29 protein-coding genes are annotated in these 26,147 nt (G+C 65.0%); 9 read left to right on the top strand and 20 right to left on the bottom strand.

Annotation, left to right across the window (positions count from 1 at the left end; genetic code table 11):
- Nucleotides 1–257 precede the first annotated feature (257 nt).
- A complete protein-coding gene (locus tag JQ604_RS39560; RefSeq protein ID WP_212366175.1) occupies nucleotides 258–515 on the bottom strand; it encodes a hypothetical protein in 258 nt (85 codons plus the stop codon).
- Nucleotides 516–637: 122 nt separating this feature from the next.
- Here JQ604_RS39560 and JQ604_RS39565 point away from each other — a divergent pair, with 122 nt between their 5' ends.
- From JQ604_RS39565 to JQ604_RS41960, 3 genes are all read left to right on the top strand, one after another.
- The gene (locus JQ604_RS39565; protein WP_212366176.1) at nucleotides 638–2,131 is read left to right on the top strand and encodes a sensor domain-containing diguanylate cyclase; all 1,494 of its coding nucleotides are present in this window, start codon (nucleotides 638–640) and stop codon (nucleotides 2,129–2,131) included.
- Between the two features lie 129 nt (nucleotides 2,132–2,260).
- On the top strand, nucleotides 2,261–2,464 hold the full coding sequence (locus tag JQ604_RS39570) for a hypothetical protein (protein ID WP_212366177.1): 204 nt from the start codon (nucleotides 2,261–2,263) through the stop codon (nucleotides 2,462–2,464).
- A gap of 41 nt (nucleotides 2,465–2,505) precedes the next feature.
- Nucleotides 2,506–2,637 carry a hypothetical protein gene (locus JQ604_RS41960; RefSeq protein WP_283818058.1) on the top strand — a complete coding sequence of 44 codons (132 nt, stop codon included), beginning with the start codon at nucleotides 2,506–2,508 and terminating at the stop codon, nucleotides 2,635–2,637.
- Here JQ604_RS41960 and JQ604_RS39575 read toward each other — a convergent pair.
- The 3 genes from JQ604_RS39575 to galU are packed head-to-tail and all read right to left on the bottom strand — an operon-like array spanning nucleotide 2,634 to nucleotide 4,198.
- Nucleotides 2,634–2,936, bottom strand: a complete 303-nt coding sequence (locus JQ604_RS39575) for a helix-turn-helix domain-containing protein (RefSeq protein ID WP_212366178.1) — start codon at nucleotides 2,934–2,936, stop codon at nucleotides 2,634–2,636. The two genes, JQ604_RS41960 and JQ604_RS39575, sit on opposite strands and share 4 nt — an antisense overlap.
- Entirely contained in the window at nucleotides 2,933–3,271 is a 339-nt protein-coding gene (locus JQ604_RS39580) for a type II toxin-antitoxin system RelE/ParE family toxin (RefSeq protein ID WP_212366179.1), read from the bottom strand. The genes JQ604_RS39575 and JQ604_RS39580 overlap by 4 nt, the downstream gene beginning before the upstream one ends.
- Nucleotides 3,272–3,322: 51 nt before the next feature.
- Complete coding sequence (gene galU, locus JQ604_RS39585) at nucleotides 3,323–4,198, bottom strand: UTP--glucose-1-phosphate uridylyltransferase GalU (protein WP_212366180.1); 876 nt, start codon at nucleotides 4,196–4,198, stop codon at nucleotides 3,323–3,325.
- A gap of 217 nt (nucleotides 4,199–4,415) precedes the next feature.
- Between galU and JQ604_RS39590 the strand changes: the two genes are divergently transcribed.
- Nucleotides 4,416–5,819 carry a lytic murein transglycosylase gene (locus JQ604_RS39590; RefSeq protein ID WP_212366181.1) on the top strand — a complete coding sequence of 468 codons (1,404 nt, stop codon included), beginning with the start codon at nucleotides 4,416–4,418 and terminating at the stop codon, nucleotides 5,817–5,819.
- A gap of 159 nt (nucleotides 5,820–5,978) precedes the next feature.
- Nucleotides 5,979–7,703: a DUF459 domain-containing protein gene (locus JQ604_RS39595; RefSeq protein WP_212366182.1), complete on the top strand. Its 1,725-nt coding sequence runs from the start codon at nucleotides 5,979–5,981 to the stop codon at nucleotides 7,701–7,703.
- Between the two features lie 101 nt (nucleotides 7,704–7,804).
- Here the strand turns inward: JQ604_RS39595 and JQ604_RS39600 are convergent, their stop codons facing one another.
- A complete protein-coding gene (locus tag JQ604_RS39600; protein ID WP_212366183.1) occupies nucleotides 7,805–8,179 on the bottom strand; it encodes a CsbD family protein in 375 nt (124 codons plus the stop codon).
- A gap of 63 nt (nucleotides 8,180–8,242) precedes the next feature.
- Nucleotides 8,243–8,977 (bottom strand): SDR family NAD(P)-dependent oxidoreductase, encoded by a 735-nt coding sequence (locus JQ604_RS39605; protein WP_212366184.1) that lies wholly within the window; start codon nucleotides 8,975–8,977, stop codon nucleotides 8,243–8,245.
- A gap of 178 nt (nucleotides 8,978–9,155) precedes the next feature.
- Here JQ604_RS39605 and JQ604_RS39610 point away from each other — a divergent pair, with 178 nt between their 5' ends.
- On the top strand, nucleotides 9,156–9,935 hold the full coding sequence (locus JQ604_RS39610; RefSeq protein ID WP_212366185.1) for an SDR family NAD(P)-dependent oxidoreductase: 780 nt from the start codon (nucleotides 9,156–9,158) through the stop codon (nucleotides 9,933–9,935).
- 98 nt (nucleotides 9,936–10,033) lie between these two features.
- Entirely contained in the window at nucleotides 10,034–10,921 is an 888-nt protein-coding gene (locus tag JQ604_RS39615) for a TauD/TfdA dioxygenase family protein (protein ID WP_212366186.1), read from the top strand.
- Between the two features lie 54 nt (nucleotides 10,922–10,975).
- Here the strand turns inward: JQ604_RS39615 and JQ604_RS39620 are convergent, their stop codons facing one another.
- On the bottom strand, nucleotides 10,976–11,632 hold the full coding sequence (locus JQ604_RS39620; protein ID WP_212366187.1) for a YqgE/AlgH family protein: 657 nt from the start codon (nucleotides 11,630–11,632) through the stop codon (nucleotides 10,976–10,978).
- 136 nt (nucleotides 11,633–11,768) lie between these two features.
- Between JQ604_RS39620 and JQ604_RS39625 the strand changes: the two genes are divergently transcribed.
- The gene (locus JQ604_RS39625) at nucleotides 11,769–12,623 is read left to right on the top strand and encodes a protein-disulfide reductase DsbD domain-containing protein (RefSeq protein WP_212366188.1); all 855 of its coding nucleotides are present in this window, start codon (nucleotides 11,769–11,771) and stop codon (nucleotides 12,621–12,623) included.
- 254 nt (nucleotides 12,624–12,877) lie between these two features.
- Nucleotides 12,878–14,254 (top strand): lipopolysaccharide biosynthesis protein, encoded by a 1,377-nt coding sequence (locus JQ604_RS39630; RefSeq protein WP_433996333.1) that lies wholly within the window; start codon nucleotides 12,878–12,880, stop codon nucleotides 14,252–14,254.
- Here the strand turns inward: JQ604_RS39630 and JQ604_RS39635 are convergent.
- The 13 genes from JQ604_RS39635 to cysG form a co-directional block, all read right to left on the bottom strand.
- The gene (locus JQ604_RS39635) at nucleotides 14,251–14,508 is read right to left on the bottom strand and encodes a SemiSWEET transporter (RefSeq protein WP_249159373.1); all 258 of its coding nucleotides are present in this window, start codon (nucleotides 14,506–14,508) and stop codon (nucleotides 14,251–14,253) included. The two genes, JQ604_RS39630 and JQ604_RS39635, sit on opposite strands and share 4 nt — an antisense overlap.
- A 107-nt stretch (nucleotides 14,509–14,615) precedes the next feature.
- Complete coding sequence (locus tag JQ604_RS39640; RefSeq protein WP_212366190.1) at nucleotides 14,616–15,404, bottom strand: 3-hydroxybutyrate dehydrogenase; 789 nt, start codon at nucleotides 15,402–15,404, stop codon at nucleotides 14,616–14,618.
- Between the two features lie 11 nt (nucleotides 15,405–15,415).
- Nucleotides 15,416–16,585, bottom strand: coding sequence for a DUF3734 domain-containing protein (locus tag JQ604_RS39645; RefSeq protein ID WP_212366191.1), 1,170 nt, complete (start codon nucleotides 16,583–16,585; stop codon nucleotides 15,416–15,418).
- A 163-nt stretch (nucleotides 16,586–16,748) separates the two neighbouring features.
- Nucleotides 16,749–17,246, bottom strand: a complete 498-nt coding sequence (locus JQ604_RS39650) for a CAP domain-containing protein (RefSeq protein ID WP_212366192.1) — start codon at nucleotides 17,244–17,246, stop codon at nucleotides 16,749–16,751.
- A 218-nt stretch (nucleotides 17,247–17,464) separates the two neighbouring features.
- Nucleotides 17,465–18,511: a sulfate/molybdate ABC transporter ATP-binding protein gene (locus tag JQ604_RS39655; RefSeq protein WP_212366193.1), complete on the bottom strand. Its 1,047-nt coding sequence runs from the start codon at nucleotides 18,509–18,511 to the stop codon at nucleotides 17,465–17,467.
- Nucleotides 18,501–19,466: a sulfate ABC transporter permease subunit CysW gene (gene cysW / locus JQ604_RS39660; RefSeq protein WP_249159375.1), complete on the bottom strand. Its 966-nt coding sequence runs from the start codon at nucleotides 19,464–19,466 to the stop codon at nucleotides 18,501–18,503. The genes JQ604_RS39655 and cysW overlap by 11 nt, the downstream gene beginning before the upstream one ends.
- A gap of 8 nt (nucleotides 19,467–19,474) precedes the next feature.
- Nucleotides 19,475–20,281: a sulfate ABC transporter permease subunit CysT gene (gene cysT, locus JQ604_RS39665; protein ID WP_283818059.1), complete on the bottom strand. Its 807-nt coding sequence runs from the start codon at nucleotides 20,279–20,281 to the stop codon at nucleotides 19,475–19,477.
- Between the two features lie 69 nt (nucleotides 20,282–20,350).
- Nucleotides 20,351–21,340 (bottom strand): sulfate ABC transporter substrate-binding protein, encoded by a 990-nt coding sequence (locus JQ604_RS39670; protein WP_212366195.1) that lies wholly within the window; start codon nucleotides 21,338–21,340, stop codon nucleotides 20,351–20,353.
- Between the two features lie 148 nt (nucleotides 21,341–21,488).
- Nucleotides 21,489–22,223 carry a phosphoadenylyl-sulfate reductase gene (locus JQ604_RS39675; protein ID WP_212366196.1) on the bottom strand — a complete coding sequence of 245 codons (735 nt, stop codon included), beginning with the start codon at nucleotides 22,221–22,223 and terminating at the stop codon, nucleotides 21,489–21,491.
- Nucleotides 22,220–22,735, bottom strand: coding sequence for a DUF934 domain-containing protein (locus JQ604_RS39680; RefSeq protein ID WP_212366197.1), 516 nt, complete (start codon nucleotides 22,733–22,735; stop codon nucleotides 22,220–22,222). Before JQ604_RS39680 ends, JQ604_RS39675 begins: the two co-directional genes overlap by 4 nt.
- Complete coding sequence (locus JQ604_RS39685; RefSeq protein ID WP_212366198.1) at nucleotides 22,722–24,374, bottom strand: nitrite/sulfite reductase; 1,653 nt, start codon at nucleotides 24,372–24,374, stop codon at nucleotides 22,722–22,724. Before JQ604_RS39685 ends, JQ604_RS39680 begins: the two co-directional genes overlap by 14 nt.
- 12 nt (nucleotides 24,375–24,386) lie before the next feature.
- Complete coding sequence (locus JQ604_RS39690; RefSeq protein ID WP_212366199.1) at nucleotides 24,387–24,698, bottom strand: DUF2849 domain-containing protein; 312 nt, start codon at nucleotides 24,696–24,698, stop codon at nucleotides 24,387–24,389.
- Nucleotides 24,695–26,131 (bottom strand): siroheme synthase CysG, encoded by a 1,437-nt coding sequence (gene cysG / locus JQ604_RS39695; protein WP_212366200.1) that lies wholly within the window; start codon nucleotides 26,129–26,131, stop codon nucleotides 24,695–24,697. Before cysG ends, JQ604_RS39690 begins: the two co-directional genes overlap by 4 nt.
- Nucleotides 26,132–26,147 lie beyond the last annotated feature (16 nt).

Below are 26,147 nucleotides of genomic sequence, written 5' to 3' on the forward strand. Positions count from 1 at the left end.
TGCGCATCGGGCTCGAAGCCTTCCAAGCCATCAAATTTGGCGCCACTCTGGGGCTCCGCGATGTGTGAATCGAACAGCCGCTTGCGGGGAGAGGTCGGATTGCATCGAAGATGCAATCCGGGTGAGGGGGAGTCTCCGCGAACTCATCTGTCACCATTTTTGCGGAGCTGCCCCTCACCCCACCCCTCTCCCCGCAAGAGCGGGGCGAGGGAGCGCACTTCCGCCGCGGCTACTACCTCTGACTTATCGCGCCTTCGCTACCGCCGCTTCACGATCTTCTTGAACTTCACGCTCTTCCCATCGGCCTGGCGCGTCGCGATGTAGCCGCCGTCGAGGCAGGCTTCGCGCTGCGGCATCTTGATGTCGGGGCTGCGCAGTGAGTCCCACCAGGAGGCGCGATGCGCGGCGCGTGGCAGCGCGGCATCGATGATCTCCTCGATCTCCTCGAAGGTCAGCACGAATTCGGGAAGCTGCTGCTTCTTGAGGTAATCCCGTAGTGCTTCGTAGTCGTTCACCTCAAGCCCTCGGCGCAATCCATTTCGTTTCCGCAACCACCGGTTAACCCATTCGACGATCGCTGTCGCCACTTAAGGCCGCAACAATGTTTCCGGTCCAGAACGGCAAGCTGGAGTACTTTATGCCATTTCGTCGGGGAAACAGTGCGAGGCGACGCTGGCGGCTATCAGCAAAACTGCTGATCGTCTCGTCCGTGGCGACCGTCATTGGCTTTTCCGCGATCTGCGCCAATGTGATGCTGGACATGCGCCGCGGCGAGGAAGAGCTGGCGCGCCAGACGCTGGAGAATCTCGCCGCCGGTATCGACGCCGACATCAGCCGCAACATCGAGCTCTACGACCTGTCGCTGCGCGCGGTCGTCAGCAACATGGTGATGCCGGAGATCCAGCACGTCAGCCGCGAGCTCCGCCATCTGATCCTGTTCGACCATGCTGCCACCGCGCAGCATTTCGGCGCGATCCAGGTGTTCGACGCCAACGGCGACCTGACCGTCGACGCGGCGAGTCTCGACCCGCGGCCAGAGAACCGCGGCGACGAGGACTATTTCACCGTCCACCGCGACAACCCCGGCGCCGGCCTCTACGTTAGCCGCCCGATGCTGCACCGGGGCGCCTACGCGATCGTGCTGAGCCGGCGGATCACCGGCGAGGACGGGCGCTTCCTCGGCATCGTCGCGGGCTCGATCCGCTTCAGCTATTTCCACGAGCTGTTCGGCCGGCTCAACCTCGCGCCCGACGACACCATCACCGTGCTGCGCCGCGACCGCACCGTCATCATGCGCAAGCCGTTCGATCTCGACATCATCGGCAAGAACCTGTCGGAGCGGCCGCGCTGGAAGGCGGACAATCTGAAGGAAGGCAGCTCGTTCGCCGGCACCGGGCCGGTCGACGCGACGCCGCGGCTCTATGTGCGGCGCGCCGGAACCAGTCCGCTGTTCGTCGTCGTCGGCAAGCCGCTGGAGACCGTCTTCAACCTCTGGCGCACCGAGGCGATCCGGATCGGCGCCATCATGGCGGCGCTGATCGTGTTCGTGCTCTCGACGGCGATTTTCCTGGCGCGCGAGATCGGCCGCCGCGCCACGGCCGAAGACAAGCTCGAGGAGTTGGCGACGACCGACGCGCTGACCGGCCTGAAGAACCGCCGCAAGTTCGATATCGAGATCGACGTCGAATGGCGCCGCGCCGCGCGGCAGGGCTCGCCGCTCGCGCTCTTGATGATCGATGCCGATCACTTCAAGGCCTTCAACGACACCTATGGCCACCAGGCCGGCGACCAGGTGCTGGTCGGCATTGCGATCTGCATCTCGGATTCGGTGCGGCGCGCCAGCGATTGCACCGCGCGGTTCGGCGGCGAGGAATTCGCGGTGCTGCTGCCGGGCAATGCCGCGATGGACGCGCTGCAGGTCGCCGAAACGATCCGCGGCAAGGTGCTGCAGTGGTGCGAGGGGGAGACGACCACCACGGTGAGCATCGGCGTTGCCAGCATGACGCCGGGGGCGGGCCAGGATTGGGGCGATCTCATCGAGGCCGCGGACCGCGCCCTCTACGCCGCCAAGGCCAACGGCCGCAACCAGTCCGTGGTCGCCAGCCTGCCGCAGATTGCGCTGGTGGCGTGACGCCCGGTCCATTGTGACCCCGCACCTGTCGACGGGAGCTAACCCGCATGGGTTATAGCCGCAGGGGATGCCTAGCCTTAGGCTAAGGTCTTGGGGGCGCTCGTTCATCAACGGCAGCGAGGTATCGCAATGCCTTTGCTGGAATGGCCGCACTGGCTGATGGTTGCCGGCGCCTTTCTGGTTGTCTTTGGGCTCACTGGTCTGGCCTTCAATCGGCGCAGCAAGGCCGAAATCGAACCCGAAGCCGAGCCGGAAGTGCTTCCCGGTGACCTCGGTGCCTGGAAGGCCGAGCAGGCCCGATCTGCGTCCGATCACGACAGACACGCGGCCTGACGCGACGCGATGCAGCCTACAGCTGCATTGGTGCCGCCGGCATGACGCCGGCGGCGGGCCGGGATTGGAGCGACCTCGTCGAAGCCGCCGACCGCGCCCTTTACGCCACCGAGGCCAACGGCCGCAACCAGGCCGTGGTGGCCAGCCTGCTGAAAATCGCGCTGGTGGCTTAAGCGGATTTCGCCAACGCCCGCTTTACGGCTTCCGGTTCTCGTTCGACCACCCTGAGCAGGATACGGGCGCTACGTTCTGGCTGGCGACGGCCCTGCTCCCAATCGCGCACGGCAGACAATGCAAATCCATAGGTCTGTGCGAAGCTTTCCTGCGAAAGACCAAGGCGCGTCCGAATCTTTTTCACATTCACCTTCGGAGGAACATGGATTCCGTAGGCCCGCTTATTCGCGGATCCATCGAGATAGGCCTTGGCTTCGTCGAGCCCGGCCTTGATCTTGTCAAAAGCCGTCTTTGTCATAGTTGCCTCCGATAGCCTTCAATCATCGCAGTGACCAGTTTCGCCAATGCGTTTCGCTCCGCGGTCGACAGGTTGGCCTTCTCGTTCTTGGCAAACGCCGCCAGGATAAATACCGGCAAGTCCGTTCCGCTGAACAGATAGATGATGCGGGCACCGCCACTTTTGCCACGACCACCAAAGCCGAACCGCACCTTGCGGATGCCGCCGCTGCCAGGAATCACAACGCCGCACATGGGATCAGCAGCCAATCGGTCTACGATCGCCTTACGCTCGTCAGTCGAAAACAGACGCTCAGCGTCAGCCAAGTAGATGGGCGTTTCGACGACTGTCTGCATCGGTGATCATACTACGGCATTGCCGTAGTATGATCAAGACCGGCGATGCCGTTACTTCCCCAGATACGCCTTCATCTCCGCGATCAAGCCATCGCGCAGTTCCGGCCGCTTCAAACCGAAGGCGATGTTGGCGCGGAGGAAGCCGGGCTTGGAGCCGCAATCGTGCCGCTCGCCCTCGAACTCGACGCCGTAGAATTTCTGCGCTTTCGCGAGTCCGATCATCGCGTCGGTGAGCTGGATCTCGCCGCCGGCGCCGCGCTCCTGGGTTTCCAGGATCTTGAAGATCTCCGGCTGCAGGATGTAGCGGCCGGTGATCGAGAGGTTGGAGGGCGCAGTGCCCTTCGGCGGCTTCTCGACCATGCCGTCGACCTCGAAGATCTTGCCGTCGCGCTTGCCGACGCCGCAGATGCCGTATTGATGGGTGAGATGGTCGGGCACCGCCTCGACCGCGATCAGATTGGATTTCTCGCCGAGCCTGGCGGCCGCCTCGATCATCTGCTTCAGGCAGCCCGGCGTGTTCAGCACCAGTTCGTCCGGCAGCACCACCGCGAACGGCTCGTTGCCGACGATGTCGCGCGCGCACCAGACCGCGTGGCCGAGGCCGAGCGGCGCCTGCTGGCGGGTAAAGCTCATCGCACCGGCTTCGGGCTGGCTCGCCGCGAGGATGTCCTGCTCGGTCTTCTTGCCGCGTGCGGCGAGCGTGGTGTCGAGCTCGAACATGCGGTCGAAATGGTCCTCGATGACCCCCTTGTTGCGGCCCGTGACGAACACGAAATGCTCGATGCCGGCCTCCCGGGCCTCGTCGACCACGTACTGGATCAGCGGCTTGTCGACGATGGTCAGCATCTCCTTCGGCATCGCCTTGGTGGCGGGCAGCACGCGGGTGCCGAGACCGGCGACGGGGAAAACGGCTTTACGGATCTTCATGGGATGATCGGGGGCCTTGCAATGATGGGACGAGTGCGAATGGATCGCACCTTGGTAGCCGTTTTGCAGCCGGTAACAAAGGCGGATGTGTGATGACGGTTATTTCGGCCGGATCCGACACCGAATTGCCGCGCGCATCAAAATCTCGCCTTTGTTAAGCTATTGGAAGCCGTGCCGGGGCCTTCTGAAACGGCACGTTTTAAGGGCAACGAACGACATGCGGTCGACGGGAACAGCGAGAATCACTCGAAGCGGCGCGATCGCGGTCGCGCTGGCGCTGCTGGTATCGACCGATGCCTTCCTATCGACAGATGCCTTGGCCCAGTCGCAGAACAACGGCCTGTCGAACTTCTTCGGCAATATCTTCTCGGGCCCGAAGGCGGCATCGCCGACACAGCCGCAAGCCACCAGCCCGGACGGCGCCCCGCCGCCCTGGAGCGGCGAGGACGGCGCTTCCGGCCACCCCTTGATGACCGCGGATGCGATCCGCCAGGCGGCCGCGAACTTCCCGAACTGCATCGCCGGCATGTGGCCCGACGCGGCACGGCGCAACATCAGCCAGCAGAATTACGAGCGGTTCACCGCGGGGCTGGAGCCCGATCTGCGCATTATGGACCTGATGGATTCGCAGCCCGAATTCACCAAGGCGATCTGGGACTATCTCGACATCCTCGTGAACGACAACCGCCTGGCCAAGGGCCGCGAGATCCTCGCCAAATACAAGGCGCAGTTCGACGCGACCGAGAAAGCCTATGGCGTCGACCGCTACATCATTGCTTCCATCTGGGGCATCGAGTCCAACTACTCGACGCAGATGGGTGACCGCAGCGTGGTGCAGTCGACCGCGACGCTGGCCTGCATCGGCCGCCGCCAGGCCTATTTCAAGGACGAATTCCTCTCCGCGCTGGAAATCCTCAACCGCGGCGATCTCAGGCCCGAGCAGATGCGCGGCTCCTGGGCCGGCGCGTTCGGCCCGACGCAGTTCATGCCGACCGCCTTCAAGCGCTTTGCCGTCGACGGCGACGGCGACGGCCGCCGCGACGTCGTCGACAACCCGACCGATCTGATCGCCTCGACCGCCAACAATCTGAAGAAGGACGGCTGGCAGACCGGCGCGAGCTGGGGCTACGAGGTCGTGGTGCCGCAGGGCTTCAACTACATGCTGGCCGACCGCGCCAAGGCGATGACGACAGCGCAATGGGAGCATCAGGGGCTGAAGCGCGCCAATGGCCAGCCGTTCCCGCATTCCGCCGAGAAGGCCTATCTGCTGGCGCCGGCCGGAGCCTCCGGGCCGGGCTTCCTGATGCTGCAGAATTTCCGCGTCATCATGAAATACAATCCGGCCGAGGCCTATGCGATGGCGATCGGCCATTTCGCCGACCGCCTGCGCGGCGGACCGCCCTTCGTGCAGCCCTGGCCGCGCCAGGAGCGGGTGCTGTCACGCGCCGAACGGCTGGAACTGCAGCAGTTGCTGGTCCAGCGCGGCTTCTACCGCGGCACCCCGGACGGCCAGCTCGGCGGCCAGACCAGGGAGGCGCTGCGCGGCTTCCAGGCCTCGATTGGGGCGCCTGCCGACGGATTTGCCTCCGCCGAGGTGCTGGACCGGCTGCGCGGGCGCTGAAACCGCCCTTCCCGCGGCCAAAAGTAACCGTGAAATCCGATATTTGGCCGGCGCCTTGACCGGGGGCCGACCGGGGTCATTTATGGTGGAAAACCTGCCCGCTTGCGGCCCGATTCCGCTAGTATGGGGGGACCATCCAGACCATCGCGACCGAGCCTGATGCAAAAGCCAAAGTCCTTCCTGCGCGTGTTTACCGAAGCCGGCCCGCTGGTCGCGCTGACGGTCGCGGTTGGGCTGCTGGTCGGCATCGCCGGCTCCGCCTCGGCGCAGGGCTTCTTCAACAATTTCGGCTTCGGTTCGCCGTCGCCGCGCCCGGCGCCACAACGTGGTGGTGGCGGGGGCGGCTGGTTCGGCGGCGATTTCTTCCAGCCCTTCCAGCAGCAACCGCAACAGCAACAGCAGGCGCCGCGGCAGGATTTCTCCCGCGCGCCGCCGCCGGCCAAGCACGACACCGTGCCCGAGCGCAACGTGCTGGTGCTCGGCGACGCCATGGCCGACTGGCTCGCCTACGGCCTCGAAGACGCCTATTCGGAGCAGCCCGACATGGGCGTGATCCGCAAGCACAAGACCGTGTCCGGCCTGATCAAGTACCAGCCGAAGGGTGAGCCGGCCGATTGGGCCGCCGCGGCCAAGGGCATCCTCGCCACCGAGAAGCCGGATGCGATCGTCGTCATGCTCGGCCTCAACGACCGCGTCGCGCTGCGCGAGCCGGCCGCGGAGAAGAAGACCGACAAGAAGGACGACAAGAAGGACGCGCGCGCCAAGAACGATTCTAAGCCCGGCGACGCAAAGACTGATGGCGCCAGGAGCGACGACAAGCCTGCCGACGCCGACCTGCCGCAGGACGACGCCGCCGATAACGACACGCCGGCGGCCGCGCCCGAGAAGACCGCGCGCTCGCCGAACGGCGTCTACGAATTCCGCGACGACCGCTGGGTCGAGCTCTACAGCAAGAAGATCGACGAGATGATCGGCGTGCTGAAGAGCAAGGGCGTGCCGGTGCTGTGGGTCGGCCTGCCCGCGATCTATGGACCGAAGGGGACGGCAGACGCGCTGTTCCTGGATGCACTGTATCGCGACGCCGCGCGCAAGGCCGGCATCACCTATGTCGACGTCTGGGACGGCTTTGTCGACGAGGCCGGCCGTTTCGTGCTCAAGGGCCCGGACTTCGAAGGTCAGCCCCGCGTGCTGCGCTCGAAGGACGGCGTGTATTTCACCAAATACGGCGCCCGCAAGCTCGCGCACTATGTCGAGCGCGAGGTGACGCGCCTGCTCGCCGGGCGCTCCGGTCCGATCGCCCTGCCGAGCGAGCCGGCAACACCCGACGTCGCCGTCGAGCCCGGCAAGCCGGCGCCGCGCCCGCTCGCAGGCCCGATCCTGCCGCTCGTCGCCTCCTCGGTCGGCACCGATCAACTGCTCGGCGGCCCCGGCACGCGGCCGGCCGCAGTCGATCCGCTCGCCGCGCGCACGATGGTCAAGGGTGAAGCGCTGGCGCCGCCCGCCGGACGCGCCGATGATTATGCTTGGCCGCGCCGCGAGATCGGCCGCGAGCAGGCCAAGGGCGATGGACCCATTGCCGCGACCACGCCGCCAGCCGCGCCAGCAGCGCCGCCTGCTCCGCCCGCACCGGGCGCGACGACGTCGATCCTGCCTGACGGCACGATCGTGACGACCCCGCCGAAGCCTGCACAGAAGAAGCTGTTCCGTCCGGCACAGACCCAGCCGCAGCCGAGTTCGCCGTCGTTCGGCAATTTCTTCGGCTTCGGCAACCAGCAGCCGCAACGTCCGCAGCTGGCACCGCCGCGTGCGCCCGCACCGGCCGCCCCGCGGCCGCCTGCCAATGTCGGCCGCTCGGCCTCGGCGCCGCAGGGTACTGTTCAATAGGATACACAAATAGTAGGGCGGATTAGGCGCAGCCGTAATCCGCCGCTTGTCGCCGCACGGAAAGATGGCGGGTTACGCTATCGCTAACCCGCCCTACGCTATCAGCCGTAGTACCGCCAGCGCGGCGGCGGACGGCGCGGCTGGCGCGTCATCAGGAGCGCGAGCGCAAAGCCGATACCGCCAGCGATCAGGAGCGAGCCGATCGGATTCTCCTGCAGGGTCTTGGCCATCGCCTTCTGGCCGCTGCGGATGGTCTCGCCGCGATTGTCGTAGGCGTCCTTGGCGTAGTTGACCGCCGTGTCGGCGGCATCGCTCACGGCGTCCTTGGCCTGACCGTAAAGATCCTGCGCCATCCCTGCGGCTTCGCGCACGCGCCCGGAGGCCTGCGTCTTGGCGTCGCCGGCGATCTCGCCCGCAGCCCCCTCGACCTTGCCGGCGAATTCCTTGGTCGTCCCGTAGATCCGATCCTTGTCCATCACGGTTAGCTCCCTGAATTGGTCAGGGAGCTAACCGTGAAACCTGATCCCAGTTCCTTTGCCCTAGAGGATGAGACCGCCGTCGACCACGAGGGTCTGACCGACGATGTAGGACGACAATGGCGAGGCCAGGAACAGCGCGGCACCGGCCATATCGGCGGGCGTGCCGAGCCGCTTCAGCGGAATGCGCTCCAGCGCGCCTTCGAGGCGTTTCGGGTTCGCCGTCGTCACTTTGGTCATCTTGGTGTCGACGAGACCGGGCGCGATGCCGTTGACGCGGATGCCGTCCTCCGCCCAGGCCTCACCAAGCGTGCGCGTCAATCCGACTGCGCCGGTCTTCGACGCATTGTAGGCGGGATTGCCCATCGTGGAGTGATAGGCCGCGGTGGAGCTGACGATGATCAGCGAACCTTTGCTGGCGCTGAGCATCGCGTGGAATTTGGTCGCGCAGGCCATCAGGCTCATCAGATTGACTTCCAGCACCTTGCGAAAACCGTCCATCGCAAATTCCCCGCGACGGTAAATCACCGCGCCCTGCGCAAGCACCAGCACATCGAGCGTGTCGAACGACGGCTTGAACTGCTCGATCGCCTGCGGATTGCTGACATCGAGCTGCGCGTAATGCAGCCCGTCGAGATGCGAGCCGTCATCCGCGGAATAGTCCGCAGCACTCGCGCGTGTGCCGCAGATCGCAACGCGCGCGCCCTTGGCGCGGAACGCCTGCGCGATTCCATTGCCGATGCCGCTGGAGCCGCCGACCACCAGCACCTGCTTAGCCGAAAAATCGAGCTCGTTCATCGCGCGTTCCTCCCTCGTGTTGTTCTTGCACGCGATCCTTCGCGAAAAACCCGCAGCGAACTTGCGTTAACGCGCTGCGGCGGAGCGATGATCGCGACGTCTGTTTGACGCGCTTGCGGATCGGTGCCAGCCTTGTCAAATCCTGCAAGCCTGTGCGCATCCTTCCGCGAGGTCCATTATGTCCGAATTCAAGCAGCTCAGCCGCTCGGTGAAGGGCCTTACCGTTCTCGTCACCGGCGCCGCCAGCGGCATGGGCCGCGCCACCGCGCGTGTGTTCGCCGCTGAGGGCGCCCATGTCGCGGTCACCGATCTGACGCGCGATGGCACCCAGGCGGTGGCGGATGAAATCACGGCGGCCGGAGGATCAGCGAAGGCATGGGCGCTCGACGTCGGCGATCGCGATGCGATCGCAAGCGTCGTCAACGATGTCGCCGCGCATTTCGGCGGGCTCGACATCGTCGTCAACAATGCCGGCATCTCCGTGCGCGTCGCGATCGACGATCCCGGTTATGAGGAGGCCTGGGAGAAAGGCATCGCAGTGATGCTGACGGCGCATCCGCGCATCATCCGCGCGGCGCTGCCGCATTTGCGCAAATCGAAATCGCCGCGCATCGTCAACATCGCCTCCACCGAAGCGCTTGGCGCAACCGCGCTGCACAGCCCCTACTCCGCTGCGAAAGGCGGCGTGACAAGCCTGACCCGCTCGCTCGCCGTCGAGCTCGGCCGCGAAGGCATCACCGTGAACTGCATCTGCCCAGGCCCGATCCGCACCGCCATCACCGATCGCATCTCCGAGGAGCACAAGACGATCTATGCGAAACGCCGCACCGCACTCGGCCGCTACGGCGATCCCGAAGAGGTCGCGCACATGACGCTCAGCCTGTGCCTGCCCGCGTCGTCGTTCCTGACCGGCGCGGTGATCCCGGTCGACGGCGGGTTGATGGCGCGGAATGCCTGACCCGCGCCGGCGCCCGAAGCGTTGACAGCGGAGCGCTCTGGAGTAGCCTTCTGCGAAACGAAGCGGGTCAACCCGCCCGCGCACGGGGAGAGAAGGCCATGGCGATCGCGATCCGGCAGCTGCACAAGCATTTCGTCGGCGAAGTCTCCGGCGTCGATCTGCGCAAGCCGCTGACGCGAGAGGAAGCGGCCGAGATCGAGGCCGGCATGGACAAATATGCCGTGCTCGTGTTCCACGGCCAGGATATCACCGACGAACAGCAACTGGCCTTTGCGCTGAATTTCGGCGAGCGCGAGAAGGCGCGCGGCGGCACCATCACCAGGAAGGAAGATTATCGCCTCACGACAGGACTGAACGATGTCGGCAATCTCGGCAAGGACGGCAAGCCGCTGCCGAAGGACCACCGCACCCATCTGTTCAACCTCGGCAACTGCCTCTGGCATTCCGACAGCTCGTTCCGGCCGATCCCGGCAAAATTCTCGCTGCTGTCGGCGCGCGTGGTGAACCCGAAGGGCGGCAACACCGAATTCGCCGACATGCGCGCGGCCTATGACGCGCTCGACGACGAGACCAAGGCCGAGATCGACGACATGATCTGCGAGCACTCGCTGATGTATTCGCGGGGATCGCTCGGCTTCCTCGACTACACCGACGAGGAAAAGCAGATGTTCAAGCCGGTGCTGCAGCGCCTGGTGCGGACGCATCCGGTGCACGGCCGCAAGTCGCTGTATCTGTCGTCGCATGCCGGCGCGATCAGGGGCATGAGCGTGCCGGAAGCGCGCGTGCTGCTGCGCGACCTCACCGAGCACGCCACGCAGGGCGAGTTCGTCTACGTCCACAAATGGACGCTGCATGATCTCGTGATGTGGGACAACCGCCAGACCGTGCACCGCGTCCGCCGCTACGACCAGTCGCAGCCCCGCGACATGCGCCGCGCGACGGTGGCGGGAACAATGCCGACGGTCGCGCAGGAGGCGGCGGAGTAGACGCATTCACAGTCGTCGTCCTGGCGAAAGCCAGGACGACGATGAGGAAGCAGCCTACGCGTGCCCGGCGTCGTTCGAGAGCATGCCGGCCTCGATCCCGATCTTGCGCAGCGCGCGATCGTATTTCTCGTCGACATCGGCACCGAAGATCAGGTCGGGATCGGCGTCGCAATGCAGCCAGCCATTGTGCTGGATCTCGTTCTCGAGCTGGCCCGGGCCCCAGCCGGCGTAGCCGAGCGCGAGGATCGCGTGCTCGGGGCCGGCGCCCTTGGCGATCGCCTTCAGGATATCGACGGTCGCGGTCAGCGAGATGCCGTCATCGATGTTGAGCGTCGCATCCTGGATGTAGAAGTCGCTGGAATGCAGCACGAAGCCGCGGCCGGTGTCGACCGGGCCGCCCTTCATCACCTTCATCATCTCGGCATTTTCCGGCAGCTTGATCTGGTCGGGCTTCTGGATGATGTCGAGCTGCACCAGCAGGCCGGGGAAATCGATGCTACCGGCCGGGCGGTTGACGATGATACCCATCGCGCCTTCCGAGGAATGCGCGCACATGTAGATCACCGAGCGCTCGAAGCGCGGGTCGCTCATCACGGGCATCGCGATCAGCAACTGTCCGTCGAGATAGCCGTCGTCGGACGAATTATGACCCATGCCGGCAGCCTTGCCGCCGGTCTTCCGGGTCTTGCCTGCTTTGCCTTCAGGACTCATCGGCAAAGGCCTTTCCTGCTGATTTGGCATCCTGATATTGGGTGACGGTTCTGTCAATCAAGCATCACGCGCGTCGCCGCGCCGCATCACAAGCAATTCAATGGTTTGCCCCGAAAGTTGCAGGTAAAGACGTCTCATGACCGTCATAGTTCCAAGGCGCGCCGCGTTTACCCTGGCGGCAACATTCCTGGCTGCGACGATATCTGTCGCAGGTCTGGCTGCCGAGGTTCGCGCCGACGACGCCTCGCCCTGGCAGCAGGATACGCATTCCGCGGTCCGCCTGATCGCGGGATCGCGCAGCGGGCAGGTCCTGCTCGGCGGCATCGCGTTTCAACTGCAGGGCGGATGGAAGACCTATTGGCGCACGCCGGGCGATTCCGGGGTACCCCCGCGGTTCGACTTCTCCAAGTCGGATAATGTCGAAGCGGTGACCGTGATGTGGCCGGCGCCGATGAAATTCGACGACGGTGCCGGCGGCACCTCGCTTGGATACAAGCACCAGGTGGTGCTGCCGCTGCGCATCGTCGCCAAGAACCCCGACAAGCCGCTGACGTTGCGCGCCGACATCAACTACGCGGTGTGCGAGAAGCTCTGCGTTCCCGTCGAGGCGCGCGCCGAGCTCGCGTTCTCCAGCGTGGCCAGCACCGAGGACGGCGCGCTGGCGGAGGCGCTGAGCACGGTGCCGAAACCCGCCAATATCGGCGATCCCAATCCGGTCACCATCCGCGACGTCAAGCGCGACGGCAAGACCAACGTGCTGGTCGACGTTGCCGCGCCCGACGGTAAAGATCTCAACCTGTTCGTGGAGGGTCCAACGCCCGACTGGGCACTGCCGGTGCCAAAGCTCGTCGAGCACTCCCCGCCCGGTGTGCAGCGCTTCGCTTTCGAGCTCGACGGCCTGCCGCCCGGCGCCAACCCCGACGGCGCCGCGCTCAAGCTGACGCTGGTCGGCGGCGGCAAGAGCTACGAATTCGATATCAATTTGAATTAGCGGATTGGGGCGAGCGAACCTCCCCTCACCGTCGTCCTGGCGAAAGCCAGGACCCCCAACTGCCATTCGTTGCACTGACGCTAGGGCCACGATCCCGTTCACAACAGGACTCGGTGGTAATGGGTCCTGACTTTCGTCAGGACGACGCCGAGGGTGCGGCTCCGCACCCAACCTTATCTTAACGTTTCGTTGATACATCCGGCCATTGTCGCCGCACCTTGCGGCGCCCCTGGGGTTGTCCTGTCTTGGCCGTGATGGAAACCGAGTCCGCACCCGCTGCGCCGTCAGGCCCGCTTGCGCGCCTGCGCGGGCTTGTCGCGCGTGTGCTCGGCGGCACCAGCGAGGCTTCCGTCACGAAGCGGCTTGCCGGCACCATCTTCATCATCCGCGTGGTCTCCGCAGGCCTCGCCTATCTCTCGCAGATCCTGCTGGCGCGCTGGATGGGCGGCTCGGATTACGGCATCTATGTCTATGTCTGGACCTGGGTGCTGCTGCTCGGCAGCATGATGGATTTCGGCATCGCCGCCTCCGCCCAGAAGATCATTCCGGAATATCGTGCGAGCGGCGACGACGCGCGGCTGCGCGGCTTCCTCTCCGGCAGCCGCTGGATCACGCTTGCCGCATCGAGCGTCGTCTCCCTGCTGCTCGCCGGTCTCGTCCACCTGCTGTCGCCCTGGATCGATGCCAACACGATGGTGCCGCTCTATATCGGCTGCCTGACCTTGCCAGCCTTCGTGGTCGCCAACACCCAGGACGGCATCGCGCGCTCGCATGACTGGATGCAGCTCGGCCTGATGCCGCAATTCATCGTGCGCCAGGGCCTGATCATCGGGTTGACCGCCGGCGCGCTGGCACTGGGGCTGAACCTCGGCGCAACGATCGCGATGGCGGCGAGCGCGGCTGCGGTGTGGATCGCGATGATCGGCCAGATGATCGTGCTGAACCGCCGCCTCGCCGGGCATATCCCGCCGGGCGAAGCGACCTACGACATCCGCGGCTGGCTCGCGATCTCGCTGCCGATCCTGCTGGTCGAAAGCTTCTACCTGTTGCTGTCCTACACCGACGTGCTGATGCTGCAGCAGTTCCGGTCGTCCGAGGAGGTCGGCGTCTACTTCGCTGTCGTGAAGACGCTGGCGCTGGTGTCCTTCATCCACTACGCGATGTCCGCAACCACGGCGCATCGTTTTGCCGAATACAATGCGCTCGGCGACAAGGACCGCCTCTCCGCCTATGTCGCGCATTCGATTGCCTGGACGTTCTGGCCGTCGCTGGCTGCGACGATTGCGCTACTCGTCGTCGGCAAGCCGCTGCTCTGGCTGTTCGGCCCGAAATTCGTGGTCGGCTATGACATCATGTTCGTCGCCGCGATCGGGCTGGTGGTGCGCTCCGCGATTGGACCGGTCGAGCGCCTGCTCAACATGCTCGGCCACCAGGGCATCTGCGCCACGGCCTACGCGATCGCCTTCGTGATGAACGTCGGACTCTGCATCGCACTGGTGCCGCCCTATGGCGGCATGGGCGCCGCCGCCGCGACCTCGCTGTCGCTGGCCTTCGAGACCGTGCTGCTGTTCGTCATCGTGCGGCAGCGCCTCGGCCTACACGTGCTGGCGTTCGGGAAACGAAGCGCTTAGCCGTAACGCAGCTTCAATCCCAGAATCGTCGCCACCAGCCCCAGCGTGATTAAATTGGCGACCACCAGCGGCACGTCGCCGATCATTGCGCCATAGAGCAGCCAGAACGAATTGCCCGTGGTCTGCAGGATGAACATCCCGACCGAGATGTCGTGCGTGGAGCGGCTGCGCCAGGCTTTGACGACCTGTGGCAGGAACGAGAGCGTGGTGCAGGTCGCGGCCGCGAGGCCGATCAGCATGGCGAGTGACGGCAAGGTGAAGTTCCGATCGTACCTCAAGACGAAAGCCGGCTCTGATTCACTCAGAACCGGCTCTACCGCCGTGTATTGCTCAAATCTGCGGCCGAATCCAGCCGCAGCCGTTACTCCGCGGTCCAGCCGCCGTCGATCGAGTAGTTGGAGCCGGTGATCTGGGCAGCGGCGTCGCTGCACAGGAACAGTGCGAGTGCTGCGACCTGATCCGAGGTGACGAACTCCTTGGTCGGCTGCGCGGCCAGCAGCACGTCCTTGATGACCTGCTCCTTGGTCATGTTGCGCGCCTTCATCGTCTCCGGAATCTGATGCTCGACCAGCGGGGTCCAGACGTAACCGGGGCTGATGCAGTTGCAGGTGATCTTGAATTGCGCGAGCTCGAGGCCCACCGTCTTGGTGAGGCCGGCGATGCCGTGCTTGGCCGAAACGTAAGCCGACTTGAACGGCGAAGCCACCAGCGAGTGCGCCGACGCCGTGTTGATGATGCGGCCCCAGCCGCGCTTCTTCATGCCGGGCACCGCGGCGCGGATGGCGTGGAAGGCCGACGACAGATTGATCGCGATGATGGCGTCCCACTTCTCGATCGGGAATTCCTCGATCGGCGAGACGAACTGGATGCCGGCGTTGTTGACGAGGATGTCGACCGACCCGAACGTCTTCTCGCCGAGCGCGATCATCTCGGCGATCTCGGCCGGCTTGGTCATGTCGGCGGGCGAGTGGACCGCCTTGACCTTGTAATCGGTCTCGATGCCGGAGCGCTCTTTCTCGATATCGGCCGGCGCACCCATGCCGTTGATGACGACATTGGCGCCGGCTTCGGCGAAGGCGCGCGCCATCGCCAATCCGATGCCGCTGGTCGAGCCGGTCACTACGGCGGTCTTGCCTGTCAACGTACCCATCGTCTTCGCTCCTATTTGCTTGCGGGGGGCTTGGGTTCGTCCCCCGTGAGATCGTAAGTCACCATGGTTTCCCCGGACTGCGGCCGTTCTAGCCACTCTTTGTGACGCATCGACAAATGCACGTCGCGCACGCCGGCGCCCCAGTGCTCGACCATGGCGACGTGGGAGAAGTCGTAGTCCTTGGAATTGGTCTCGTAGTTCTTGCTCTTGTAGATCAGGTGCACCACCGTGACGGTGTTTTCCTTCGAAGCCTTGCGCAGCAATTCGACCGAGGGATCGTTCTTCAGATAATCCGGCAGCTTGCTGATCAGATCGCGCACCGCCATGCGGGCGTTGTGGATCTGCTTGTTCTTGTCGGTGTTCATCCGCGTGCGGCTGGAATAGCGGATGTCCTTTTCGCGCTCGGCCGCTTCCAGCAGCGTCTGCGGCAGCTCGCCGCGCGCGCTGAACAGGTCGACCTGGAAGATCAGGAGATCGCGGCCGATCTCCTCATCGAGCACGAAATCCAGCGGCGTGTTGGAGGCGATGCCGCCGTCCCAGTAATGCTCGCCGTCGATCACGACCGACGGGAAGCCCGGCGGCAGCGCGCCGGAGGCCATGACGTGCTCGGGACCGATCCTTTTGCCGAGCTTCTTGAATTCGTAATTGTCGAAATATTTGAAGTTGCCCGAGGTGACGCCGACCGCGCCGACCGACAGTCGCGTCTTCAGATCATTGATGCGGTCGAAATCGACGAGATGCTCCAGCGTCTTCTTCAGGGGCGCGGTGTCGTAGTAGCTCTGTGCCGACGCGCTGCCGGGCGGCCACAGCGGTGCCGGCGGAATCCGCGGCGTGAAGAAGCCGGGCACGCCGAAGGTCGCGATCAGGGCCGCACTGGTCTCGTTGAAGATCGAGCGGGCGCGCTCACCCTTGACCACGGGATTCCAGGACACCGGCGAGGACACCATCTCCCAGAATTCCTTCAACCGCGGCACACGCTTGTCCGGCTCGTTGCCGGCGATGATCGCGGCGTTGATGGCGCCGATCGAGATGCCGGCAACCCACTCCGGCTCGAAGCCGGCGTGACAGAGCGCCTGGAATGCGCCGGCCTGGTAGGAGCCGAGCGCACCGCCGCCCTGCAGGACCAGCACGCGTTGTGCTTGCGCGGGCACCGAGGCCGGCGCGGAATCGGAGGTATCCATGCAAAACCGTTCGGTCAGGAAATGACGTTGGGGCTGCACCGTGGCCGCAACTTGGCGCTGCGTCAATCGACGAGATGCACCGCGGGATCACGCTGATTTTATTGAACCTGGCGCACCATGAAATGACGCGGCAACGCCACCGCCGATCACGGCGCTCGCCCGATCAGGTTGCCGCGAGAATGAGCGTCCAGAACACCTTGTATTTGGTGTTCGGTGCATAGACGGCGGCGATGCCCATTTTTGTGACACCACCCTTCAGCATGTTGGAACGATGCGGCGGGGAATCGCGCCAGCCGGAAAAGGCTTCGGCTAGCGTGTGATAGCCGGCGGAAATGTTCTCGACCGCCTGGGTCGCCGGATAGCCGCCGGCCTCCAGCCGCTTGCCGAGCGGGGCCTTCACGTCATGGTCCATCTTGTTGCGGGCGGCCATCGCCTGCGACTGCTGCTCGGCAAGCCTGGTGAGATCAGGGTCGACCACGACGGCACCGAGGCCGTTGTTCTGGCGGTATTGCGAGAACATGATCGCCGCGGCCTGGGTGTCCAGCACCGCGCCGGGCTGCGCCATGCTTGTGTACATGGACGGCTGATCCGGGATCTTGACCTCGGCGGCACAGCCCGCCAGCAGCAAAAGCCCGAAAATGGCGAGAATCGCCCGTGTCACTGATGGAATCCCCCAAGGTTGGTCGGCCGTTGTTGCATACCAACCGTGGCTGAATGGTGAACAGGGGGAAAATTTGGGCCCGCAAGACTCTTCTCCTTCCCCCTGAAAGGGGGAAGGTCGGGATGGGGGTCAGCCACGGGCACAGCGCTCGTGGAGAGGCTCGATCCCCACCCGCTTTGCTCTGGCGAGCAAAGCGACCTCCCCTTTTCAAGGGGAGGTTAGGAGCCCGCAAAGATCCGGTAACGGCGGGGCTGCAGCGAGACGATTTCGCCGGCCTGCAGCTCGCGGTCGCGCGGGGCGTCGATCTCGATCACGGTACGGCCCTCGCCGCCTGACAGCGCCACCTCGGCGCGCTGGATCGGGCCGAACGAGCGGACATGGCGCACCGCGCCCTCGAGCGCGCCGGATCCGGCCGGGCCGATCGCCATGTCATGGCGGCGCACGAACAGCTTTGCAGCACCCGAGAGCGGCGCGTCGGGAGCGATATTCAACAGGCGGCCGTCGAGCCGCACCGAACCGCCGCTGACATCCACCGGCAGCACGATGGATTCGCCGATGAAGCCGTGCACGAAGGCGGTCGCCGGATTGTCATAGACGTCGCCGGGCGTGCCGATCTGCTCGATCCTGCCCTTGTCCATCACCACGACGCGGTTGGCGACTTCGAGCGCCTCTTCCTGGTCGTGGGTGACGAAGATCGAGGTGACGTGGATCTCGTTGTGCAGCGAGCGCAGCCATTGCCGCAGCTCCTTGCGCACCTTGGCGTCGAGCGCGCCGAACGGCTCGTCGAGCAAGAGAATGCGCGGCTCGATCGCGAGCGCGCGTGCCAGCGCAATGCGCTGGCGCTGGCCGCCGGACAGCTGGCTCGGATAGCGGTTCGCCAGCCAGTCCAACTGCACAAGATCGAGCAGCTCCTTGACGCGGGCGCGGATCGTCGCCTCGTCCTTGCGCACCGCGCGCGGCTGCACGCGCAGGCCAAAAGCGACGTTCTCGAACACGGTCATGTGGCGGAACAGCGCGTAATGCTGGAACACGAAACCGACCTGGCGCTCACTCGCGCCGCGCGCCAGCGCGTTCTCGCCGTCGATCGAGACTTCGCCGGAATCCGGCCAGTCCAGGCCGGCGATGATCCGCAGCAGCGTGGTCTTGCCCGAGCCGGACGGGCCGAGCAGCGCCAGCAACTCGCCATCGGCAACCTTGAGATCGACATTGTCGAGCGCGGCGAAGCTGCCGAACTTCTTGACGATGTTTTTGACTTCAATCGCCATTGGGTAACTGTCCTTCGTCCAGACGGCGTTCGAGGATGGTCTTCACGATCAGCGTGATCAGCGCCAGCATCGCCAAGAGCGAAGCGATCGCGAAGGACGCGACGAACTGATATTCGTTGTAGAGAATCTCGACCAGCAGCGGCATCGTGTTGGTCTCGCCGCGGATGTGGCCGGAGACGACCGACACCGCGCCGAACTCGCCCATGGCGCGCGCATTGCAGAGCAGGACGCCGTAGAGCAGGCCCCATTTGATGTTGGGCAGCGTGACGCGGAAGAAGGTCTGCAGGCCGGAGGCGCCGAGCGAGATCGCGGCCTCCTCTTCCTGGGTGCCCTGCTCCTGCATCAGCGGGATCAGCGCGCGCGCCACGAAGGGGAACGTGACGAAGATCGTCGCCAGCGCAATGCCGGGCACCGCGAACAGGATATGCACGTTGTGCGCCTGCAGCCACGGGCCGAAATAGCCCTGCGCGCCGAACAGCAGCACGAAGACGAGGCCGGAGATCACGGGCGAGACCGAGAACGGCAGGTCGATCAGCGTGATCAGGAAGGTCTTGCCGGTGAAATCGAACTTCGAGATCGCCCAGGCCGCGATCACGCCGAACACGAGGTTGAGCGTGACCGAGATCGCCGCGATCAGGAGCGTCAGGCGGATCGCCGCCAGCGCCTCCGGCTCGGCGAGCGCGGCGATATAGGCCGAGATGCCCTTGGAGAAGGCCGACGCGAACACAACGACCAGCGGCAGCACCACGAAGATCGAGAGGAACGCGATCGCGAGCGCGATGATGATGAAGCGGACCGGGCCGGGCTCGGTGCGTGCATCGCGAGGCGCCGTGACCGGCCGGGAGCGCGCGATCTCGCGCCGCGGCGCGGGCGCGGCGACGCCGGCATCGGTTGCTGCAGGCGCGTAGCTCTGCAGTTCTGACGTGGAGGAGGCATATCCCGTTTGCATCGACATCGCGGGCCTCAATGCACGGGAATACGGGCTTGCGCCCAGCGCTGCAGGCGATTGATCAGGAAGATGATCAGGAACGAGGCCACCAGCATCACGACAGCGATCGCGGTGGCGTCGGCATAGCGGAATTCGGACAGCCGGATCACGATCAACAGCGGCGCGATCTCGGAGACGTTCGGCAGATTGCCGGCGATGAAGATCACCGAGCCGTATTCACCGATCGCGCGGGCGAAGGCCAGCGCGAAGCCGGTGAGCAATGCCGGGATCAGGCTCGGCAGGATGACGCGGAACACGGTGTGCCAGCGGTTGGCGCCGAGACTGGCCGCCGCTTCCTCGATCTCCGGATCAAGATCGATCAGCACCGGCTGCACCGTGCGCACGACAAAGGGAATACCGATGAAGACCATCGCGATGAAGATGCCGATCGGCGTGAACGCCACCTTGATGCCGAGCTCGGCGAGCGGCGCGCCGAGCCAGCCCTTGGTCGCAAACAGCTGCGTCAGCGCGACACCGGCGACCGCCGTCGGCAACGCAAAGGGCACGTCGACGATGGCATCGAACAGCCGGCGGCCGGGAAAGCGGTAGCGCACCAGCGCCCAGACGATGATGGTGCCCATCACCAGATTGACGCAGGCCGCCGCAAACGACAGGCCAAATGAAATCCTCAGCGCGTTCAGCGTGCGGCGGCTGGTGACGATGCCCCAGAACTGCTCGAGGCTCAGATCGAACGTCTTCAGGAACAGGCCGGCAAGAGGAATGAGGATGATAACGGAAAGCCACGTCAGGGTCAGTCCCATGGTAAGACCGAACCCTGGCAACGTGCTACGCCGTGCGACCGCTATGCTCACAAATCCCCCTGCTACCGCCCCGGCAGCTTCGCTGACCGATCAGTTCTTGTAGATCTGATCGAAGATGCCGCCTTCGGCGAAGTGGTCCTTTTGCGCCTTGGTCCAACCACCAAAAACGTCGTCGATGGTGAAAAGTTCGACCTTGGCGAAAGATTTTTCGTACTCCTTGGCGATCTCCGGATCGCGCGGCCGATAGGAATTGCGCGCGGCGATCTCCTGGCCTTCCCTGGTGTACCAGTATTTCAGATAGGCTTCGGCGACGGCGCGCGTGCCCTTTTTGTCGGCAACCGTATCGACGACGGCGACCGGCGGCTCCGCCAGGATCGACAGCGGCGGCGAGACGATCTCGAACTTGTCCTTGCCGAACTCGCGCTGCGCCAAGAAGGCTTCGTTCTCCCACGCCAGCAGCACGTCGCCGACGCCGCGCTCGACGAAAGTCACCGTCGAGCCGCGTGCACCGGTGTCGAGCACGGGCACGTTCTGGTAGAGATCGCCGACGAACTTCTTCGCTTTGTCGGCTGAACCATACTTCTTCTCGGCAAAGCCCCAGGCGGCAAGATAATTCCATCGCGCGCCGCCCGAGGTCTTCGGGTTCGGCGTGATCACCTGCACGCCGGGTTTAATCAAATCGTCCCAATCCTTGATGCCCTTCGGGTTGCCCTTGCGCACCAGGAACACGATGGTCGAGGTGTAGGGCGACGCATTCAGCGGCAGCCGCTTCTGCCAATCCTTTGCGAGCAGGCCCTTGTTCGCGATCGCGTCGATATCGTAGGCGAGCGCCAAGGTCACGACGTCGGCCTGCAAGCCGTCGATCACGCTGCGCGACGACGCACCGGAGCCGTTGTGCGACTGCTTGATCTCGACGCTCTTGCCGGTTTCCTTCTGGTAGGCGGCCGCGAAGGCCTTGTTGAAGTCGGCATAGAGCTCGCGCGTCGGATCGTAGGATACGTTGAGCAGCGTAGCGTCGGCGGCGAGCGCCGAGCTCGCCCACAGCAAGCCCGCGACCAGCGGCAGAATACGACGAAGCATTTCAGTCTCCACTCGGCCTGATGACGATCATCGGAGCACGTGGACATAACTCGCGACGAAGGGCACTCAAGTCAACGGAACCGCTTTTCGTTGTTTGCGGCGAGACAGCGGCGTTGTGCTACGGAGGCGCTGTCTTACGAAGTCTTTGTCACGACGTCTTGGTCGTGTGGATGCCGCACTCTGTCTTCGCCTGGCCACGCCAGCGGCCGGCGCGCGCATCTTCCTCGCCGGCGGACGCGCGGCTGCTGCAAGGCATACACCCGACAGAAAGATAACCCGATGCGACAAGAGGATGCGGCGGCAGATTGCCGAGCTTGTAGATCGCCTCGATCTCCTCGCGCGAGACATTGGCGAACGGATTGAATTTCAGCCGGACACCGTCCTGCTCGACCACGGGAATCTCTGCGCGCGCGCCGCCCTGGAACTTCTTGCGCCCGTTGATCCAGGCCGTGAACGGTTTCAGCGCGCGCACCAGCGGTTCCACCTTGCGAATGCGGCAGCAGGCGTCGGGATCCGAGAACCACAATTCGCGGTCGGGATCCTCGCGCGTCAGCGTCTCCTCGAGCGGCTTGATCGAACGTACGTCGGTGAGGCCGAGTGTTTTCGTCAAAGTATCACGATAGGCCAGCGTCTCCTCGAACAGCCAGCCGGTGTCGAGGAAGATCACCGGGATCGACGGATCGACATCCGCCATCACCTTCAGCAGCGCCGCCGACTCGGTGCCGAACGACGACACCAGCGCGAGCTTGTCACGGCCAACCGCCTGCCGCGCCGCCGCGATCACCTCAGCGGGCGATGCGTTGCGCAGCGCACGATCGAGCGCGTCCGCGGACGGCGCGGCATCCGGCCGTGCCGGCGCCAACTCTGGTGCGAGCGTGCTCACTGACCGGCGCTCTCCGAATGACGCTGCTGCATCCGCCGATGGAGCGCGGTGAGACGGCCATCGCCGGTCGGCTGATAGAACACCGAGTAGCGCTTCATGGTCTCGGCGAAGGCGTGGGCGTCGGCGTCCTTCTTCACCTCGAACGTGTCGAAGCCGGCGCGCGTCATGAACACGAACTGGTCGCGCAGGATCTGCCCCGTGGCGCGCAGTTCGCCGTCATAGCCGTGGCGCTCGCGCAGCAGGCGCGCCTGGCTGTAGGCGCGGCCGTCGCGGAAGGTCGGGAACACCAGCGCGACCGCGGCGAGGCGATCGAGATAGGGCACGAGATCGTCGACCGGACGATTGTTCGGCCAGATCACGCCGGTCTTGCCGGCGCGGCGCGACAGCGCCTCGGGATCGGCGAGGAAGCGCTCGGCCGAAATGAGGATGGCGCCGTCGCCCGGCAGCTCCGCGCCTTCGGCGACATGCACGAAGGGATCGGCGACGATGGTTGCGTTCTTAACGAGTGGCATAGACCCGCTCCTTGAATGGCTCGACACCCAGACGCTTCACCGTATCGACGAACAGTTCCTCGGGACGGTCGCGCAAGGCGAGATAGGCTTCGACAATGTCTTCGATCACGTCGGCGACCTCCGCGTAGCGAACCGCGGGTCCGATCAGCACGCCCATCTGGGCGTTCTCGTCGGCGCGGCCGCCGATCGTGATCTGGTAAAACTCCTCGCCGTTCTTCTCGACGCCGAGAATGCCGATATGGCCGACATGGTGATGGCCGCAGGCATTGATGCAGCCGGAGATGTTGATGTGCAGACGGCCGATCAGCTCGGCGGTGTCGTGGTTGAAGCGCTTGGTCAGCTCCTGCGCGATCGGAATCGAGCGCGCGTTGGCCAGCGAGCAGTAATCCAAACCCGGGCAGGCGATGATGTCGGTGACCAAATTGACGTTCGGCGTCGCAAGGCCGAGGCGATCGAGCGCCTTCCAGAGCTGCGGCAGGTCGCGCTTGGCGACATGCGGCAGCGCCAGGTTCTGCTCATGGCCGACGCGGATTTCGCCGAACGAATATCGGTCGGCGAGATCGGCGACCGCATCCATCTGGTCGGCCGTCGCATCGCCGGGCGGACCACCGACCGGCTTCAGCGACAGCGTCACGATCGAGTAGCCCTGCACCTTGTGCGGCGCGACCGAGTTCTTGCGCCAGCGCTCGAACAGCGGATCGGCCGCGGCCTGCTTCAGCTCGTCCGGCATGTGCGGCAGCTTCTCGTAGGCCGGATAGGAGAAGCGCGAGCGCACCTCCTCGATCGCGGAACGGTCGAGCGTCAGTGAGCTGTCGCCCATCTGCTTCCATTCCTCGTCGACTTCCTTGGCGAACTTCTCGATGCCGAGCTCGTGGACCAGGATCTTGATGCGGGCCTTGTAGATGTTGTCGCGGCGGCCGTACTGGTTGTAGACGCGCAGTATCGCCTCGACATAGCTCAGGATGTCGCGACCGTGGACGAACGGCTTGATGGTCTTGGCGATGAACGGCGTGCGGCCGAGACCGCCGCCGACCAGCACCTCGAAGCCAACCTCGCCGTCGGCGTTCTTGTGCAGCCGCAAGCCGATGTCGTGGATCTTGATCGCGGCGCGGTCGTGTTCGGACGCGGTGATCGCGATCTTGAACTTGCGCGGCAGGAACGAGAATTCCGGATGCAGCGTGGTGTGCTGGCGCAGGATCTCCGACCAGATGCGGGGATCCTCGACCTCGCCCGGCGCGACGCCGGCCCACTGGTCCGAGGTGACGTTGCGCATGTTGTTGCCCGAGGTCTGCATCGCGTGGATGCCGACTTCGGCAAGCTCCGCCAGCGCATCGGGCAACTCGGCAAGCTTGATCCAGTTGTACTGGATGTTCTGCCGCGTGGTGAAATGGCCGTAGCCGCGGTCGTAGCGGCGGGCAACATGGGCGAGCCGCCGCAGCTGCTTCGACGACAGCGTGCCGTAGGGGATCGCGACGCGGAACATGTAGGCGTGCAATTGCAGGTACACGCCGTTCTGCAGCCGCAGGATCTTGAATTCGTCCTCGGTGAGCTCGCCGGAGAGGCGGCGCTTCACCTGATCGCGGAATTCCGAGACCCGCTCGTTGATCAGCGTGCGGTCGAGTTCGTCATATGCATACATGATGGATCAGCCTTAGGCCGGAAGAAGGTCGATGGTGATGCCCTTCGACCGGATGTGTTCGCGAAGATTGCCGGGTGTGATGCCACCATCCCTAAGTTCGACCGGTGCGATATAGGCACCGACCGCGCCGACGTCATCGGCTGCGCTTTCGGCAAGCAATGCGCGCGCGTCATCGGAGGTGCTCACGATCGCCGCGTCGGCGATGGCGGTCGACCAGCCCTGCTTGGCGGTGCGGTAGACCACCGCGCCGTCCCAGGTGCGGTTGGCGGTGACCATCGACGGCCCCGTGATGCGGATTTTCTTCTGTTCGAGCGGTGAGGTCATTGGGCAGCTTCCAGCAGTTCGGAGATGATGTTGGGAAGGTTGGATTGGCGCCATGGCGCGGAATGCGCGACCACGTCACCGATGATGAGGATGGCGGGACCGCCATCGATGGTCTTGACCAGTTCGGGCAGCCGATCGAGCGTGCCGACCGCGGCCTGGGCGTCGGGGCGCGTGACGCGCGCGAACACGCCGACCGGAGTTTCCGGCAGACGGCCCGCAGCGAGCAAACCGGCGCGGATCGAGGGCGCGGCGGTCATGCCCATGTAGACGACAACGGTCATCTTCTTGTCCGTCAGCACCGACCAGTCGACGGTTTCGGCATCGCGCGCCTTGTGCGCAGTCAGGAAGGTGATGCGCGTCGCCTCGTGACGATAGGTCAGCGGCGCCTCGAAATGCGCGGCGGCGCCAAGGCCCGCGGTGATGCCGGGAACGATCGAATAGGCAACGCCGGCCGTGCGCAGCACCTCGATCTCCTCGCCGCCGCGGCCGAAGATGAAGGGATCGCCGCCCTTCAGCCGCACCGCGCGCTGGCCGGATTTCGCGGCCTCGATCATCAGCGCGTTGGTCGCATCCTGGCCGATGCCGGGCTTGCCGATGCGACGCCCGACCGGAACGCGCGCAGCGTCACGGCGGATGCGATCGAGGATCTCGGGTGATACCAGTTCGTCATAGAACACGACGTCGGCATCCTGCAGCGCGCGCAGCGCCTTCACGGTGAGCAGGTCCGGATCGCCGGGACCGGCGCCGACCAGCGTGACATGGCCCTCGGCCTTGCCGTCCTTGTTTGCGCCAGCAAAGCTCGCGGGATCGTCAATTGCGTTGAGCGCCTTCGTGGCCTCATCCTTGCGGCCGGCAAGCACCAGCCCACCGATCGGGCCATCGACGATGCGCTCCCAGAAGCGGCGGCGCAGCGGGAATTCCGGAATGCGTTCATGAATCGATTTGCGGAAGCCTCCGATGAAGCCGGCGAGATCGCCGATCCGCGCCGGCAGCATCGCCTCGATGCGCTCGCGAACGCGGCGCGCCACCACCGGCGAGGCACCGCCGGTGCCGACCGCGACCACGACATCGCCGCGATCGACGATCGCCGGGAAGATGAAGGTCGAATGCGCGAGGTCGTCCATCACATTGACGGGCAGGCCCGCCGCCCTGGCGCGTGCCGACATCGCGACACCGATGTCGCCGGCGCCGGCGCAGAGAACCGCGATGACGCCGGAGAGATCGGCCGACAGCGGATCGCCGGTGGCCGGCTCGATCCGCGCGACATCGTCCGCAGCAAGGCCGGCGAGGTCGTGGTTGCCGTCCGTCGCATGCCAGCGGACCTGCGCGCCGGCGGCCGCGAGCAGCCGCAGCTTGGCGCGTGCGAGGTCGCCCGCTCCGACGAGCAGGACCTTTCCGCTTTGCATGTCCAGGAACACTGGAAGATATCGCATCAGACACTCGCTTCCC

Source organism: Bradyrhizobium jicamae (genome assembly GCF_018130695.1).
Lineage (GTDB): Bacteria > Pseudomonadota > Alphaproteobacteria > Rhizobiales > Xanthobacteraceae > Bradyrhizobium > Bradyrhizobium jicamae_B.